Here is a 15141-nt window from a genome sequence, read left to right as displayed (position 1 = left end):
AAAAGGAGGAGGCGATGCAGCATGCCATCGGCGCGGCCTTGCAGCCGGCGCAACGCGACGTCATCCGTCATTCGCACGAGCGCTCGGCCACGTTCGGGCTGTGCGAGACGATGCGCCCGGATTACGCCGTGCTGTCGGGCACGGAGTTCGCCGTCAAGCTCGATGAAAGCCGTGCGCTCTTCGCTCACGCGCTGCCGGTGATGGAAACGCTGTACGCGCAGATCGCCAATACGCACAGCATGATCGCGCTCACCGACGCGAGCGGATTGATCCTGCATTCACTCGGCGACGACGACTTCCTCGCACGCGCCGAAAAAGTCGCGCTGCGCGCGGGCGCGCTGTGGAGCGAGGAGCATCAGGGCACGAACGCGATCGGCACGACGATCGCCGAGCGCACGGCCGTCACCGTGCACGGCGATCAGCACTACCTGCGCGCCAATCACTTTCTGACGTGTTCCAGCGTGCCGATCCTCGATCCGCACGGCAATCTCTCCGGCGTGCTCGATGTCACCGGCGACCGACGCGGCTATCACCAGCACACGATGGCGCTCGTGAAAATGTCCGCGCAGATGATCGAGAACCGCCTGATCGCGAGCGGCTTCAGCGACGGCCTGCGCATCCGTTTCCATAGCCGGCCCGAGTTCATCGGCACGTTGATGGAAGGCATCGCCGTATTCGATCTCGACGGGCGCCTGCTCTGCGCGAACCGCAGCGCGCAGTTTCAGCTCGGTCTCGAACTCGGCGCTTTGCGTTCGCAGACGCTCGATGCGCTGTTCGGCGAGCGCGTCGATGAACTCATCGCGCGCGCGGGCGATGCGCCTTGCCGGCTCGAACTGCATAGCGGCGTCGCGGTGTTCGCGAGCGTCGATTTTCACGCGCGGAACATGTCGAGCGTCCCGAGCACGACGAGCACGATCCCCGCACGCGAGCGCGCCGGTTCGAGCCTCGCCGATCTCTGTACCGGCGATGCGCAGATGAACGACATCGTCGCGCGCGTGCGCAAGGTCATCGGCAAGAACATACCGATTCTGATCGGCGGTGAAACGGGCGCGGGCAAGGAAATGCTCGCGCGCGCGATCCACGACGATTGGCCGCGCCGCGCGGGGCCGTTCGTTGCGGTGAACTGCGCATCGCTGCCGGAGACGCTGATCGAATCGGAGCTTTTCGGCTATGCGCAGGGCGCGTTCACGGGCGCGGCGAAGCGCGGCGCGATCGGCAAGATCGTGCAGGCGAACGGCGGCACGCTCTTTCTCGATGAAATCGGCGACATGCCGCTCGCGATGCAAAGCCGTCTGCTGCGCGTGCTGCAGGAACGCGTCGTCGAGCCGCTCGGCGCCGCGCGCGCGGTGCCGGTCGATTTCATGCTCGTCTGCGCGAGCAATCGCAAGCTGCGCGAGCGCGTCGCGCAGGGCGAATTCCGCGAAGATTTGTATTACCGGATCAACGGTCTTTCGGTGACGCTGCCGCCGCTTGCCGCGCGCTCCGACCTGCGCGCGGTCGTCGACAAGATTCTGCGGCACGAGCGTTTCGCCGGGCGCGTCGTGTACGTCGACGACGACGTGCTCGCGCTCTTCGCGCGTCATCCGTGGCCGGGCAACATACGGCAGTTGAGCAACGTCCTGCGCACGGCGTCCGCGATGCTCGACGATCACGACACGCATATCCGCATCGAACATCTTCCGCACGATTTCGTCGATGAACTCGGCGAACAGCCCACATTCGATAACGCAACGCCGCCCGCGAACGGCGCGCGTCTTGTCGACATCGAAGCGAGCGCGGTGAGCGCCGCGCTCAAGGCGCACGGCGGCAATGTATCCGCGACGGCGCGCGCGCTCGGCATATCGCGCACGACGCTGTATCGGAAGTTGCGCGTTTAATCGGCTGGCAATTTCGCGTCGGACGCGGGCAACGCGCCGCTGTGATCCTTCAGCCCGACGCCGGTGAGCTTCAGGCGGCGCGCTTCGTTCAGCAGCCACATCAGCTTGAATGCGGCGATTTCGTAGTCGAGTCCTTCGGGCCGCACATTCGATATGCAGTTGCGCTCGGCGTCGTTGCGTCCGGCGCGCGGCGCGTAGGTCACGTAAAGACCGAGGCTGTCGGGCGAACTGAGCCCCGGCCGTTCGCCGATCATTACGACGACGATCTGCGCCCGCAAAAGCTCACCGATGCGATCGCCGAGGGCGACGCGCGCCTGCGTCGCGATCACGACGGGACCGACGTTCCAGCCGTCGAGCCGCGCACGCAATGTCGCGAGCAAGGGCGCGACGTGACGTTGCGCGGCGAAGGCCGACAAGCCATCGGCGGCGACGAAAACGATATCGCTTTCGGATGCGTGCGCTGCAAGCCGTTGCGCGCTTTCATCGTTCAGCACGCGGCCCAGATCCGGCCGACGCAGATAGCGATCGCGATCCGGCGCGGCGCTTTGCGCATCGAGCGTATCGAAGCCGGCGGCGCGAACGGCTTCGCGCAACGCGGCCGTATCGAGCGGCTGATGCACCGCGTCGCGCGCCTGCGCATGCGCGAGTTCGAATGCGAGCAAGGGCGCGGTCGGCAGGCTGCTGCCCGCGCGGCCGAGCGCGATGCGCGCGTTGGTGAAGCGCCGCAGCGCGTCCCAGGCATCGGCGTTCGTCATGAGTCGATCCAGTCGAGCAAAGGTTGCGTGGGCGCGGCGAGCAGATTGCCGCGGCCATCGGTGACGCGCATCTTCGCGAGCCACGCTTCGAATTCCGGCGCGCGTTTCAGGTTCAGCGCGCGGCGGATATAGAGCGCGTCATGAAACGACGTGCTTTGATAGTTGAGCATCACGTCGTCCGCGCCCGGCACGCCCATGATGAAGTTGACGTTCGCCACGCCGAGCAGCGTGAGGAGCGTGTCCATGTCGTCCTGATCGGCTTCGGCGTGATTCGTGTAGCAGATGTCGCAGCCCATCGGCACGCCGAGCAGCTTGCCGCAGAAGTGGTCTTCGAGTCCCGCGCGGATGATCTGCCGTCCGTCATAGAGATATTCCGGGCCGATGAAGCCGACCACCGTGTTCGTCAGAAGCGGTTGGAAGCGGCGCGCGACCGCGTACGCGCGCGCTTCGCAGGTCTGCTGATCGACGCCGTGATGCGCGTTTGCCGACAGCGCGCTGCCTTGCCCCGTCTCGAAGTACATGACGTTATCGCCGACGGTCCCGCGTTTGAGCGAGAGCGCCGCGTCGCGCGCTTCCTCCAGCAACGCGAGCGACACGCCGAAGCTCGCGTTCGCGCGCTCCGTGCCCGCGACGGACTGGAACACGAGATCGACGGGCGCGCCTTGCTCGATGGCGGCGAGCGTGTTGGTGACGTGCGTGAGGATGCACGACTGCATCGGCACGTCGTAGCGCTGGCGGAAATCGTCCATCATCGCAAGCAGCTTGCCGATGGCGGCGGGCGAATCCGATGCGGGATTCACGCCGATGACGGCATCGCCGCAGCCGTACAACAGGCCGTCGAGCATCGATGCGGCGATGCCCTTCGGATCGTCGGTCGGATGATTCGGCTGCAGGCGCACCGAGAGATGCCCCGGCAGGCCGATCGTCGTGCGAAAGCGCGTGACGACCGGGCGTTTTCTGGCAGCGAGGATCAGATCCTGATTGCGCATCAGCTTGGAAACGGCGGCGGCCATCTCCGGCGTCACGCCCATCGTGATGCGTTCGAGCGCGGCGGTGTCGGTGGTATCGGCGAGCAGCCACTCGCGGAATTCGCCGACCGTCAGGTGCGCGATCGGCGCGAACGCTTCGCGCGAATGCGTATCGACGATGAGGCGCGTGACTTCGTCGTCCTCGTAGGGAATGAGCGGCTCGTCGAGAAACGCGGCGAGCGGCAACTGCGCGAGCGCGATTTTCGCGGCCACGCGTTCTTCCTCGGTGGCGGCCGCGATGCCCGCGAGTTCGTCGCCGGAGCGCCGCGGGCTGGCGCGCGCGAGCAGCGTCTTCAGATCGTCGAAGCGGTAGCGGCGCGCGCCAATCGTCTCGTGAAAGCTCATCGCTTTCCTCTCGGAAGCATCGATTCATGCACTTTAGCCGCTTTCGCGGGCATCGCGCGTCGGTCAAAAAAAGCGCGTCCGGGCCGAAATCCGCCCGCATGCGATAATTTTTCGCTCGATTCAGCCAAAACCCGCCCGCAAGCCCGTGAAAAACCTGCTCGTTCCCATCGATCGCCTGAGCGAGTTCGATGAAATCGTCGACGTCCGCACACCGCTCGAATTCGCCGAGGATCACATTCCCGGCGCGATCAACGCGCCCGTGCTCAGCAACGAAGAGCGCGTGATCGTCGGGACGATGTACAAGCAGGTCTCGCCGTTCGAGGCGACGCGCGTCGGCGCGGCGATGGTCGCGCGCAATATCGCGATGCATCTCGACACGATCTTCGCCGACAAGCCGCGCAACTGGCGTCCGCTCGTCTATTGCTGGCGCGGCGGCAAGCGCTCCGGCTCGATGACGACGTGGCTCAACATGATCGGCTGGCAGGCCCGGCAACTCGACGGCGGCTACAAGAGCTATCGGCGCGACGTGATCGAGCGGCTCGGCACGCTGCCCGGACGTTTTCGCTATGTCGCGCTGATCGGCCATACGGGCAGCGGCAAGACGCGGCTGCTGAAGGCGCTCGACGCGGCGGGCGCGCAGACGCTCGATCTCGAAGGACTCGCCGCGCATCGCGGTTCCTTGCTCGGCGCGCTGCCGGGACGCCCGCAGCCGACGCAAAAAGCGTTCGATTCGGCGCTCCTGAAGACGCTTTCGGGCTTCGATCCGGCGAAACCGGTTTTTGTCGAAGCGGAAGGGCGGCGCATCGGATCGATCACGATGCCCGACGCCATCCTCGACAATCTGCACGCGGCGTCGTGCGTGGAAGTCGAGGCGCGGCGCGAGGACCGCATCGCGTTCTTGCTGCAGGATTACGCGCATCTTTTCGACGATCCCGCGTTTTTCAAGGCGCAATTGTCGAAGCTCGTCGCGCTGCATAGCCGGGAGCGCGTCGCGCACTGGCATCGGCTGATCGATGACAACGCGCGCGCGGAGCTTTTCGCCGAACTGATCGACCGTCATTACGATCCGGCGTATGGACGCAGCAGCCAGGCGCTCTATACGAAGCTGCCGCATGCGGCGCACGTGCTGTTCCGTCCGAACGACGCGGACAGCGTCGATCAGGCGAAAGCCTTGCTCGCCCGGCTCGCCGAGACGACGCCCGCGCTCTGATTCAATTTCATCACTCGAAAGAAAAAGATATGACCACGTTTTCACAACCTCGCGTCGCACGCGGCTGGCTGGTATTCCTGCTGATCGCCGTCGTGGGCCTGTTCTACGTGAAATGGTTTCCGTACTACAACCGCGCGTTCGTCGCGGCGAGCCAGCATTCGATCGGCAAATCCATTCTGATGGGCACGTCGGCGAGCGCGCCGGAGCCGTCGTGGCAAGCCGCGCTCGACTACGCGATCGCCTACGGCAAGGCTATCTGGCAGGCGATGGTGCTCGGCCTTCTGCTCGGCTCCGCGGTGCAGGCGCTGATTCCGCCGCGCTGGGTCGCGCGGGCGCTGGGCGAGCACAACTTCGGCAGCGTCGTGAACGGCGGGTTGATGTCCTTGCCCGGCATGATGTGCACGTGTTGCGCCGCGCCCGTCGTCGCGGGGCTGCGTGCGCGCGAAGCGGCGCCGGGCGCGGCCGTCGCGTTCTGGCTCGGCAATACCGTGCTCAATCCGGCGGCGCTGGTTTTCATGGGCTTCGTGCTCGGCTGGCAGTGGACCGGTTTGCGGCTCGTGCTCGGCGTGCTGATGGTGTTCGGCCTCGGCTACGCGATCAACCGGATGGTGACGCCGGCGCAGGCGGCGTCGTCGCGTCAGGCGCTTGCCAAGCTGATCGAAGAGGACGAGCCGGGCACGGCGTTTTCGCGCTGGATCAAAATTCTCGGACGCATGACGTTGCGGCTCGTGCCCGAATACATCGTGCTCGTGCTGCTGCTTGGCGCGGCGCGCGCCTGGCTGTTTCCGCACATCGGTCCGGATATCGGCAACGGCATGTGGTGGATCGCGGCGTTTGCCGTCGCGGGCACGCTCTTCGTGATTCCGACCGCCGGCGAAGTGCCCATCATTCAGGCGATGCTTTCGCTCGGCATGGCGACGGGACCGGCCGGCGCGCTCTTGATGACCTTGCCGCCCGTCAGCGTGCCGTCGCTCGCGATGCTCGCGCGGTCGTTTCCGCCGCGCGTGCTCGCGTTCGTGGCCGCGTCGGTCGTGGTGTTCGGGATCGTTGGCGGGGTGATTGCGGCGGCGGTGTTCTGAACGCGCGCGGCGCCTCAATGAATCGCCGCGCCCGCCTTGATCAGCAACTTGAACGGCAGCGCGAGCAGCATCGCGCCGCCGACGCCCGCCATCCACAATGCGACGAACCAGAACACCTTGCGCGCGCGCTCAATGGTAGTGATGTTCGCCATGACGCACCTTTCCTCTGAAGACCCAATAGCCTAGCGTCGTGTAAGCGACGATCACAGGCAGAATCACCGCCGCGCCGACGATCGTGAAGAGCTGGCTCGAACGGGGCGCGGCCGCATCCCAGATCGAAACGCCGGGGAAAATCTCGTGCGGCGACACGCTCAGCACCAGACCCGAGTAGCCGAGAAACACGAAGCCGAGCGCGACGGCAAACGGCCGTTTCTCGTGACGCGATGCGATCGAGCGGCGCATCGCCCACGCGCAAACCGCGACGAGCACGGGCACCGGCAACATGCGATAGAACCACGGCGAATCGAACCAGCGCGACGCGATGCCCGCGTCTTGCAACGGCGTCCAGATGCTGACGACCGCGATCGTCGCGAGTTGCAGAACGGTCAGCGGCCACACGACGCGATACATCCGCCGCTGCAGATCGCCTTCCGTTTTCGCGATCAGCCAGCACGCGCCGAGCAGCGCATAAGTGACGACCAGCGCGCCGCCCGTGAAGATCGAGAAGGGCGTGAACCAGCCGAAGGCATCGCCGGAAAAACGGCCGTCGGCGACCGGAATGCCGTCGAGAAACGCGCCGAGCGCCACGCCCTGAAAGAACGTCGCGCCCGCCGATCCGCCGATGAACGCCAGATCCCACATATGCTTCGTGCGCTGCGCCTTCGCGCGGATTTCAAACGACACGCCGCGGAAAATCAGGCACACGAGCATCAGCACGAGCGGCAGATACAGCGCGGACAGCACGGTCGAATAAACCATCGGGAACGCGGCGAACAATCCCGCGCCGCCGAGCACGAGCCACGTTTCGTTGCCGTCCCAGACGGGCGCGACGGTGTTCATCATCACGTCGCGATCGTGCTGATCCGGAAAGAACGGGAAGAGAATGCCGATGCCGAGGTCGAAGCCGTCGAGCACGACGTAAAGGAACAGGCCGAACGCGATGATCGCGGCCCAGGCGAGTGTGAGGTCCATGTTCTTAAGCTCCTTCGATGGACTGATTCGGAAGGCTGAGCGGACGCCGCGCGCTGCCGTCCGACGGCTGCGTCGACGCGCCCGGCAACGCGGGGCCGTGACGCAGCAGCTTCAGCAAGTAGTAGATGCCCGTGCCGAAGACGATCGTGTAGACGATCACGAACGCGAGCAGCGACACGCCGACTTGCTGCGCCGTGACCGGCGAGACGGCATCGGCAGTACGCATCACGCCGTACACGACCCAAGGCTGGCGTCCGGCTTCGGTCGTGACCCAGCCCGCGAGCAGCGTGATGAATCCGCTCGGACCCATCGCAAGCGCAAAGCGATGGAACCAGCGCGCCTCGAACAGCTTGCGCCTGCGATGCAGCCACCACGCCGCGAACGACATCACGATCATCAGCACGCCGAGTCCGGCCATCACGCGGAAGCTCCAGAACACGAGCGTCGAGTTCGGACGATCTTCCTTCGGGAATTCCTTCAGGCCGCGAATCTCGCCGTCCCAGCTATGCGTGAGGATCAGGCTGCCGAGATGCGGAATCTGCACGGCGTATTTCGTCGTTTCGGCTTCCATGTCGGGAATGCCGAAGAGATTGAGCGCGGTGCCGCCTTTCTCCGTTTCCCAGATGCCTTCGATCGCCGCGATCTTCGCCGGCTGATGTTCGCGCGTGTTGAGGCCGTGCGCGTCGCCGACGAGCGCCTGAATCGGCGTCAGGGCGAGCAGCAGCCAGAGCGACATCGAAAACATCTTCTTGATGGCCGGATCGCGCCGGCCTTTCAGCAGATGCCACGCGCCGGTCGCGGCCACGACGAGCGCCGCCACGATGAACGCCGCAATCGCCATATGCGCGAGCCGGTACGGAAACGACGGATTGAAGATGATCGCCCACCAGTCGACCGGCACGACATGGTCGCCTTCGATGCGAAAGCCCTGCGGCGTCTGCATCCAGCTATTCGAGGCGAGAATCCAGAAGGTGGAGATGAGCGTGCCGATGGCGACCATCAGCGTTGCGCCGAAGTGCGCCTTCGGGCCGACCTTGTTCCAGCCGAACAGCATGATGCCGAGGAAGCCCGCTTCGAGGAAGAACGCGGTCATCACTTCATAGGTGAGCAGCGGCCCGGTGATCGGACCGGCGAAGCTCGAAAAGCCGCCCCAGTTGGTGCCGAATTCGTACGCCATGACGACGCCCGACACGACGCCCATGCCGAACGCGACGGCAAAGACTTTCGACCAGAAGAGACACAGCTCCTTGTAGACCGGCTTGCCGGTTTTGAGCCACGCGCCTTCGAGCACGGCGATGAAACTCGCGAGCCCGATGGAAAGCGCCGGAAAGATGATGTGGAACGAGACGGTGAACGCGAACTGGATGCGCGCCAGATCGAGTGCTTCGGGAGTCGAATGCATGATGACTTGTGCCTTGAAATTCACGCGCGCCCGCAGTCGGGAGCGGTTGTGTCCTGTGCTGATCGAGACGTGCGACGGGCCGGAGCTTAGCTCTGTTTCGAGACGGGTGTTGCGCTGCGTCAGTGAATTGTCATTGCGCGCAAATGCCGCAGTTTCAAGGGTTTAGCACCGCTATCGGATTGATTTCTCGATGATTTCGAGATGGAGATATAGTGCGCCGCCGCAAGATCGCGCACACGTTTTCGCGACAATCGACCGCACTGGAATCGCCGCGCGCAAGAGGCGCCGGTTCTGATCGGTTCAGAAAGAACTTTTACGTTGTCGCGGCACGGGACGTGCGACAGGCGCGGTTACCATAATCGCTTTTGACACGCGCGACGTGCGCGTAGGAAGGAGAAGCATCATGCGCCTCGATGACCAGCAGGAAAGTCAGAATGTAGAGGACCGGCGCGGCGGGGGCGGTTTTCGAATGGGCGGCGGATCGATCGGCATCGGGACGATCGTCGTGGCGCTCGCGGCGTCGTATTTCTTCGGCATCAATCCGATGACGATCATCAACGGCGCGCAAGTTCTGCATGGCAACGCGCCGCAACAGCAGGCCGCACCGTCCAATGCGCAACCGGCCAACGATCCCGGCGCCGTGTTCGTGCGCCGCGTGCTCGGCAACACGGAACAGACGTGGCAGCACATCTTTCGCGCGCAGTTCAATCAGGACTATCCGGCGCCGCGGCTCGTGATGTTTTCCGGCGCCACGCAAACCGCGTGCGGCACCGGGCAGGCAGCCATGGGCCCGTTCTATTGCCCGAACGACCGCAAGGTGTACATCGATCTTTCGTTCTATCGCGAGTTGCGCGACCGCTTCGGCGCGAGCGGCGATTTCGCGCAGGCGTATGTGATCGCGCATGAAGTCGGGCATCACGTTCAGAACGTGCTCGGCATCATGAACAAGGTCGATCAGGCGCGCTCGCAAATGTCGCGCGAGCAGGCGAACGCGCTGTCGGTGCGCGTCGAGTTGCAGGCGGATTGCTTCGCGGGCGTCTGGGCCGCGGTCGCGCAGCGCGAGAACGCGAAGCTGATCGAGCCGGGCGATTTCGAGCAAGGCTTGAACGCGGCGGCCGCGATCGGCGATGACCGTCTGCAACAGCAATCGCAAGGTCGCGTCGTGCCCGAGGCGTTCACGCACGGGACGAGCGCGCAACGCCAACGCTGGCTGCGGCGCGGCATGTCATCGGGCGATGTCGCCCAGTGCGACACGTTCTCGACGCGTTCGCTCTGATCGACGGGCGCGCGTCGCGGCAACCGGACGGTGCGAATTGGTCTATTCTGAAGCCGTCGCAGCGTCCGTTTCCGGATAGTCCTTACAAACGCTGACATCGCGTTCGTCTCAAATTCATTAGAATCGCTGGTTTTCCGGGTTCGGCCCAGCATTGCCGCTGGCCGCGACTCGCACCGGAACATTCTCGTCCCGTTCATGAAGCGAATTCTGATCGTCAAAGTCACGTCTCTCGGCGATATCGTCGAGACGCTACCCGTCGTTGCCGATCTGCGGCGCGCGTTTCCTTCCGCCAAAATCGACTGGGCCGCGGACGCCGCCTTCGCCGATATCATCCGCTGGAATCCCGGCGTCGATCGCGTGCTGAGCGCGCCCTTGCGCAAGTTCAAGAAGGCGCGCAGCTGGAACGATCTGAAGGAGATCGGCGCGTCGATCGGTGAGTTGCGCGCCGAAAAATACGACGTGATCGTCGATATTCACGGTGTCTACAAGAGCGCGATCATCGCGTTCATCGCGCGCGGACGGCGGCGTTACGGGTATCTGAATCAGGATCTCGGCGAGCGCGGCGCGGCTTTCGCGTACAACGCGCGCTTCGGTCCGCGTCCGCTCACCGATGCCTGGCGCGGCATGCGCGTGAGCGTCGCGGATGCGCTCGGCTATCGTCTGGAAGACCCGCCCGACTTCAACATCCGCCTGCCCGCGCCCACCCGCGAGCTGAACATTCCGCGCGACGCGCGCATCGCGATGCTGTTTCATGCGACGTCGGCGGACGTGAAGAAGTGGCCGCAGTCGCATTGGGGCGAAGTCGGCCGCTGGCTGACCGCGCGCGGTTATTCGATCGCGCTGCCGTGGGGAACGGAGCGCGAGCAGGACGAGGCGCGAGCCATCGCCGCGCTCGTGCCGGGTGCGACCGTGCTGCCGAAGCTGTCGGTCGTGGAATGCGCCCACTGGATTCAGGCGTCTGAACTCGTTGTCGGCGCGGATACCGGGCTCGTGCATCTCGCGCACGCCTTGCAGCGCCGCACCGTGATGTTGTTTGCCGCGACCTCGCGAGAGCATTTCGGCGTGAATGATCCCGGACGGTCGGTGTCGATCGGCGAAGAGGGCGCACCTCCCGACGTGCCGCAAGTGCTGGCTGCCATCGAAAGCGTGACGAATTCGCCGCAAAAACCCGTTCCTCATTCGGCCGAATCGGGCGCTACGGTTCGCTGAACATGAGTCGCAGCGAAACTTTGTGCGCATAAACTCATGCCGACGCTTGGCCCGGTAGAAAATCCATCGCGCGGTAAAAATATCAGTACGCTAACGTAAAACTTGCCATACAGCACTTGACGGCAACCCCGGCAAGCACGACGATTGCGGAAAACACCTAAGAATCGTCCGATAAGATGACCGAAGAAACCGTCGCAGATGCGCGCCAGTCGCTGGCGCGTCTCGAACCGTCCGAGATTCCGCTTGGCACGCCGCTCGAATGGCCGATCGTCGCCGCAGATGGCGCGATGTTGTTCGACGCCGGCGCCGTCGTGCCGGACGGCGCGGCGCTCGAATTCATGTTCCGGCACTTCGAGCCGAATCGTGCGATTCAGGCGGCAGCGCCGAGCGCGCCCGAGGAAGAGTTCGCGAAGGACGGGCCGCTGACGCTGGAGGACATCGGTCTCACGATCGGCGCGCGGGTCGGCTTGCGCGGCACGGGCGGCACGGGTTCTGCCATGTACGCGAGCCGCGTGATCGGCTTTTCGACGCCGCGCCGCAATGGCGAGCGTTCGCTCTTCGTGACGCAGCCTTTGATGGCGGGATTCGATCCGCTCGTTCTGACGCTGGGCGAGCAGGTCGATCTGGTCGCGCTGACGGGGCGGGGCGTGTTCCGCTTCGCCTGCACCGTCGATGCCACCTGCCGCGAGCCGTTCAATTACGCGGTGCTATCGGCGCCGGGCGCGATCCGCCGATTGCGCACGCGCAAGTTCGCGCGGATGCCGACTCGTCTCGCGGCGCATTTCGCGGCCGTCGGGGAGCCGCAGAGCGCGCTGCAACTGGGCCGCGTGAGCGACATCAGTCCGTACGGCATGTCGCTGACCGTCGCGAATCCGGTCGCGCACATGGGCGAGCGTCTGCAACTTTCATTTCAGTTCAGGACCGATGGCGTCGAGGTGAAGATCGAGACCATCGCGATCGTGCGCCATGTCGGCGCGACCGATCCTGCCGATGGCAGCGCGGCGTACGGGCTCGAGTTCGAAACGCTCGAACCGTCGCAGCGGATCGCGCTGAAATCGTTCATGGCCGAGCACAGCTAAGCGGCCTCGACGCGCTTCAGGCGCCCGGAAAGCCGTCGGGAAAGAGCCGCTCGACCGCCGCCTCGAAATGCTGAATCGGCGCGGCGCCGCGCAGCGCGATCGGCGGCGGCGGTTCCTGGCCGGGTGCGGGCTCGCGCGACAGCACAGCGAACGGCACGCCCGTCACGCCGAGCTTCTTCGCGAACTCTTCGTCTTCGATCACGAGATCGGTGTAGGTGCCGTCATCGAGCGCTTCCTCGAGCAGTTCGGGATCGACGCCGCAGGTCGCCGCGATGTCGAGCAGCGCGTCGGTATCGCCGATATCGATGCCTTCCTCGAAATACGCCTTGAAAATCGCCCGATGCACGAGATCGTAACGGCCGGATTCGCGCGCGAACATCGCCGTCTCGAATGCCTTGCGGCTGCGCGGCGCGACCGGCGGCATACGCATCGTCACGCCGCGTTCTTCCGCGAGCGGACGCACCGATTTCTCCCACGATTCGACGATCTGCTCGCTGTTCGGATCGACGAGCGGCGTCGGCTCCGGACGCAATTCGAACGCGTGCCAGCGAATCTCGACCGCATCGCCGTATGCGTTGCGGAACTGGTCGAGCACGGGCGTCTCGAGATAGCAGAACGGACACACGAAGTCCGACCAGACGTCGATATAAAGAACTGACGTGGATGCCATGTGAGCCTCAAAAACGAACGGCGCGTGTTTGCGCCGTTTGACTGAACCGGGCGAACGCCGCGTTTCCGGCGACGTCCGCAAAACCGGTATGTTAGCGCGTGCGCGCCGCCGACGCGCGGTCGCGCGACGCATCAGAATCCGCCGTCGAGCTCGATCTTGGTGCCGTCGAAGAAGCGCGACAGGCGAAACGCGCGCGGATCGACGATCGGTGCGTCGTTCGCGACGATATCCGCCATCAGTCGGCCCGCGCCCGGACCGATGCCGAAGCCGTGCCCCGAGAAACCCGTCGCGATGAAAAGCCCCGGTTTGCCATCCACGCGGGAGATGACCGGCACGGCATCTGGCGTCACGTCGATATAGCCCGCCCACGCTTGTTCGATGCGCAATGGATTCAGCGCCGGAAAGAGCTTGCGGAACTCCGTGACCGCCGCTTCGTTGAACGATTCGACCGGCACCGGATCGAGCGTGCGCGCGGTTTCGAAGACGGTCGGCCGGTCGAGCGGCCAGCGGCGCGGGCGTCGAAGTTCCTCGAAGAAGCGCGTGTTGAGTCCGAGCTTGATCGAACCGATCTGGCTCCTGAGCGCGGGCAGGAATTTGACGAGGAGCCGAAAGCTGTCGGGCGTGATGTCGTGATAGCTGTGAAACGCATTCGCGATGGTGTAGCCGCCGTCCAGACGCTTGCGATAGCCGATTTCCTGATTGCACGCGCTGACGTCGGGTCCGCCGTCGAGCGGCGCGGTGCGCATGACCGACGAACGCACCATGAGTTGCGGCACATCTACGCCGAGACTGCCCGCGAAATAGCGCGTCCACGCGCCGCCCGCGATGACCACGCTCGAACAGCGGATGCGTCCGTGTTCCGTGACCACGCCGTGTATCGCGCCGCCGCTCGTTTCGATGCCGCGCACCGCACAGGGCGTGAGCACTTTCACGCCGCGTTCGCGCAGCGCTGCGGCCATGGCGGGCACGGCGCGTTGCGGTTCCGCGCGGCCATCGCTCGGTGTGTAGATGCCGCCCGCGAAGCGTCGCGACGTGCCGGACATCAACGCGCCGGTTTCGTCGGGCGACGTGATACGCGAATCGAGCGCGTCGCGGCCGACGAGCGCGACGGCGCGCGCGAGCCAGGCTTCGTGATCGGCGAGGGCTTTGGCATCGTCGGCGGCGTAGAGAATGCCGCATTCGCGAAAGCCGGTGTCGATGCCCAGTTCCGCATCGATGCGCCGCCAGAGCTTGAGGCTTTCGAGGCTCAGTTCGAGTTCGCGCAGGTCGCGATGCGTCGCGCGGCACCATCCCCAGTTGCGGCTCGATTGCTCGCCGGCGATATAGCCCTTTTCGCACACGGCGACCGACAAGCCTTTTTCGGCGAGCGCGCGCGCCGTGCTGATGCCGATGACGCCGCCGCCCACGACGACGACATCGACGTGATCGGGCGGCGTGCGGTCTTCGGTGATGCGTTCGGTAGGTGGACCCATGTGATGTGGTGTTGTGTTAAACGCGAACGGGCGATGATAGTCCAATGCGCAGGCTCCCTGCACCCGCTCGAGCGATCGGCTACGATGCAAGCGCTCGGGCTATCGAAGGGCGCCGTTCGGGCACGGCGCGTGCGAATCGTCGGTTCCAATTCATCTTCTGGAGAACTCTCGTGCAAAAGACAGCATCGGCAAAATGGAGCGGCGGCATCAAGGACGGCAAGGGTTTCATCTCGACGCAGACCGGCGTGCTCAACGAGGCGCCGTACGGCTTCAAGTCGCGCTTCGAGGAAGGTCCGGGCACCAATCCGGAAGAGCTGATCGGCGCGGCGCACGCGGGCTGCTTCACGATGGCGCTCTCGCTGCAACTCGAGCTGGCCGGCATGAAGGCCGAGAGCCTCGAAACCAAGTCGACCGTGACGCTCGATAAAGACGGCGACGGCTTCACGATCACCGCCTGCCAGCTCGATCTCAAGGCGAAGATTCCCGGCGCCGACAAAGCCGCTTTCGACAAGGCTGCGCAGGCCGCGAAAGAGGGCTGTCCGGTGTCGAAGCTGTTTGCGGGCAACGCGAAGATCACGTTGAACGCCGAGCTGGTGTCGTAAGCGGCG

General features: G+C 64.9%; 14 protein-coding genes. 7 read left to right on the top strand and 7 right to left on the bottom strand.

The window, feature by feature from the left end:
• Positions 1-14: 14 nt before the first annotated feature.
• Positions 15-1877 carry a sigma-54-dependent Fis family transcriptional regulator gene (locus tag NCS00_RS18145; RefSeq protein WP_250440662.1) on the top strand — a complete coding sequence of 621 codons (1863 nt, stop codon included), beginning with the start codon at positions 15-17 and terminating at the stop codon, positions 1875-1877.
• Here the strand turns inward: NCS00_RS18145 and eutC are convergent.
• Complete coding sequence (eutC, locus tag NCS00_RS18140; protein ID WP_250440661.1) at positions 1874-2632, bottom strand: ethanolamine ammonia-lyase subunit EutC; 759 nt, start codon at positions 2630-2632, stop codon at positions 1874-1876. The genes NCS00_RS18145 and eutC overlap by 4 nt on opposite strands.
• On the bottom strand, positions 2629-4005 hold the full coding sequence (locus tag NCS00_RS18135) for an ethanolamine ammonia-lyase subunit EutB (protein WP_250440660.1): 1377 nt from the start codon (positions 4003-4005) through the stop codon (positions 2629-2631). The genes eutC and NCS00_RS18135 overlap by 4 nt, the downstream gene beginning before the upstream one ends.
• 145 nt (positions 4006-4150) lie before the next feature.
• On the opposite strand from NCS00_RS18135, the gene mnmH reads away from it, so the two are divergent.
• On the top strand, positions 4151-5215 hold the full coding sequence (gene mnmH / locus NCS00_RS18130; protein WP_008353138.1) for a tRNA 2-selenouridine(34) synthase MnmH: 1065 nt from the start codon (positions 4151-4153) through the stop codon (positions 5213-5215).
• A 29-nt stretch (positions 5216-5244) separates the two neighbouring features.
• Positions 5245-6294 carry a permease gene (locus NCS00_RS18125; protein ID WP_008353139.1) on the top strand — a complete coding sequence of 350 codons (1050 nt, stop codon included), beginning with the start codon at positions 5245-5247 and terminating at the stop codon, positions 6292-6294.
• Positions 6295-6308: 14 nt separating this feature from the next.
• Here the strand turns inward: NCS00_RS18125 and NCS00_RS18120 are convergent, their stop codons facing one another.
• From NCS00_RS18120 to NCS00_RS18110, 3 genes are read right to left on the bottom strand one after another with little or no spacing between them, the layout of a single operon-like run.
• Positions 6309-6446: a hypothetical protein gene (locus NCS00_RS18120; RefSeq protein WP_167357759.1), complete on the bottom strand. Its 138-nt coding sequence runs from the start codon at positions 6444-6446 to the stop codon at positions 6309-6311.
• Entirely contained in the window at positions 6424-7425 is a 1002-nt protein-coding gene (cydB, locus tag NCS00_RS18115; protein ID WP_008353140.1) for a cytochrome d ubiquinol oxidase subunit II, read from the bottom strand. The genes NCS00_RS18120 and cydB overlap by 23 nt, the downstream gene beginning before the upstream one ends.
• Positions 7426-7429: 4 nt before the next feature.
• On the bottom strand, positions 7430-8827 hold the full coding sequence (locus tag NCS00_RS18110) for a cytochrome ubiquinol oxidase subunit I (RefSeq protein ID WP_175979424.1): 1398 nt from the start codon (positions 8825-8827) through the stop codon (positions 7430-7432).
• A gap of 403 nt (positions 8828-9230) precedes the next feature.
• On the opposite strand from NCS00_RS18110, the gene ypfJ reads away from it, so the two are divergent.
• The 3 genes from ypfJ (at position 9231) to NCS00_RS18095 (ending at position 12391) form a co-directional block, all read left to right on the top strand.
• Positions 9231-10103: a KPN_02809 family neutral zinc metallopeptidase gene (gene ypfJ / locus NCS00_RS18105; protein WP_175979423.1), complete on the top strand. Its 873-nt coding sequence runs from the start codon at positions 9231-9233 to the stop codon at positions 10101-10103.
• Positions 10104-10298: 195 nt separating this feature from the next.
• The gene (waaC, locus tag NCS00_RS18100) at positions 10299-11312 is read left to right on the top strand and encodes a lipopolysaccharide heptosyltransferase I (protein ID WP_008353143.1); all 1014 of its coding nucleotides are present in this window, start codon (positions 10299-10301) and stop codon (positions 11310-11312) included.
• A 176-nt stretch (positions 11313-11488) separates the two neighbouring features.
• Complete coding sequence (locus NCS00_RS18095; RefSeq protein ID WP_008353144.1) at positions 11489-12391, top strand: flagellar brake protein; 903 nt, start codon at positions 11489-11491, stop codon at positions 12389-12391.
• A 16-nt stretch (positions 12392-12407) separates the two neighbouring features.
• Here the strand turns inward: NCS00_RS18095 and NCS00_RS18090 are convergent, their stop codons facing one another.
• Together NCS00_RS18090 and NCS00_RS18085 are read right to left on the bottom strand one after the other, a co-directional pair.
• Positions 12408-13061, bottom strand: coding sequence for a DsbA family oxidoreductase (locus tag NCS00_RS18090; RefSeq protein ID WP_033537055.1), 654 nt, complete (start codon positions 13059-13061; stop codon positions 12408-12410).
• A 131-nt stretch (positions 13062-13192) separates the two neighbouring features.
• On the bottom strand, positions 13193-14533 hold the full coding sequence (locus tag NCS00_RS18085; RefSeq protein ID WP_250440659.1) for an NAD(P)/FAD-dependent oxidoreductase: 1341 nt from the start codon (positions 14531-14533) through the stop codon (positions 13193-13195).
• A gap of 170 nt (positions 14534-14703) precedes the next feature.
• On the opposite strand from NCS00_RS18085, the gene NCS00_RS18080 reads away from it, so the two are divergent.
• Positions 14704-15135, top strand: coding sequence for an OsmC family protein (locus tag NCS00_RS18080; RefSeq protein WP_008353150.1), 432 nt, complete (start codon positions 14704-14706; stop codon positions 15133-15135).
• The last annotated feature ends 6 nt before the right edge of the window (positions 15136-15141 follow it).

The organism is Caballeronia sp. AZ1_KS37 (assembly GCF_023631165.1).
In the GTDB taxonomy this organism is placed as follows: Bacteria; Pseudomonadota; Gammaproteobacteria; order Burkholderiales; family Burkholderiaceae; genus Caballeronia; species Caballeronia zhejiangensis.
Note: the sequence above shows the minus strand (reverse complement) of the source record. Positions and strands in the feature narration are given on the sequence as shown.

What these genes read in the sequence shown, in the direction of transcription:
- NCS00_RS18125 (WP_008353139.1), top strand. Translation starts at nt 5,245, where the DNA reads ATGACCACGTTTTCACAACCTCGCGTCGCACGCGGCTGGCTGGTATTC.
- NCS00_RS18090 (WP_033537055.1), bottom strand. Translation starts at nt 13,061, where the DNA reads ATGGCATCCACGTCAGTTCTTTATATCGACGTCTGGTCGGACTTCGTG.
- waaC (WP_008353143.1), top strand. Translation starts at nt 10,299, where the DNA reads ATGAAGCGAATTCTGATCGTCAAAGTCACGTCTCTCGGCGATATCGTC.
- NCS00_RS18135 (WP_250440660.1), bottom strand. Translation starts at nt 4,005, where the DNA reads ATGAGCTTTCACGAGACGATTGGCGCGCGCCGCTACCGCTTCGACGAT.
- eutC (WP_250440661.1), bottom strand. Translation starts at nt 2,632, where the DNA reads ATGACGAACGCCGATGCCTGGGACGCGCTGCGGCGCTTCACCAACGCG.
- NCS00_RS18095 (WP_008353144.1), top strand. Translation starts at nt 11,489, where the DNA reads ATGACCGAAGAAACCGTCGCAGATGCGCGCCAGTCGCTGGCGCGTCTC.
- NCS00_RS18145 (WP_250440662.1), top strand. Translation starts at nt 15, where the DNA reads ATGCAGCATGCCATCGGCGCGGCCTTGCAGCCGGCGCAACGCGACGTC.
- NCS00_RS18085 (WP_250440659.1), bottom strand. Translation starts at nt 14,533, where the DNA reads ATGGGTCCACCTACCGAACGCATCACCGAAGACCGCACGCCGCCCGAT.
- NCS00_RS18110 (WP_175979424.1), bottom strand. Translation starts at nt 8,827, where the DNA reads ATGCATTCGACTCCCGAAGCACTCGATCTGGCGCGCATCCAGTTCGCG.
- NCS00_RS18120 (WP_167357759.1), bottom strand. Translation starts at nt 6,446, where the DNA reads ATGGCGAACATCACTACCATTGAGCGCGCGCGCAAGGTGTTCTGGTTC.
- ypfJ (WP_175979423.1), top strand. Translation starts at nt 9,231, where the DNA reads ATGCGCCTCGATGACCAGCAGGAAAGTCAGAATGTAGAGGACCGGCGC.
- cydB (WP_008353140.1), bottom strand. Translation starts at nt 7,425, where the DNA reads ATGGACCTCACACTCGCCTGGGCCGCGATCATCGCGTTCGGCCTGTTC.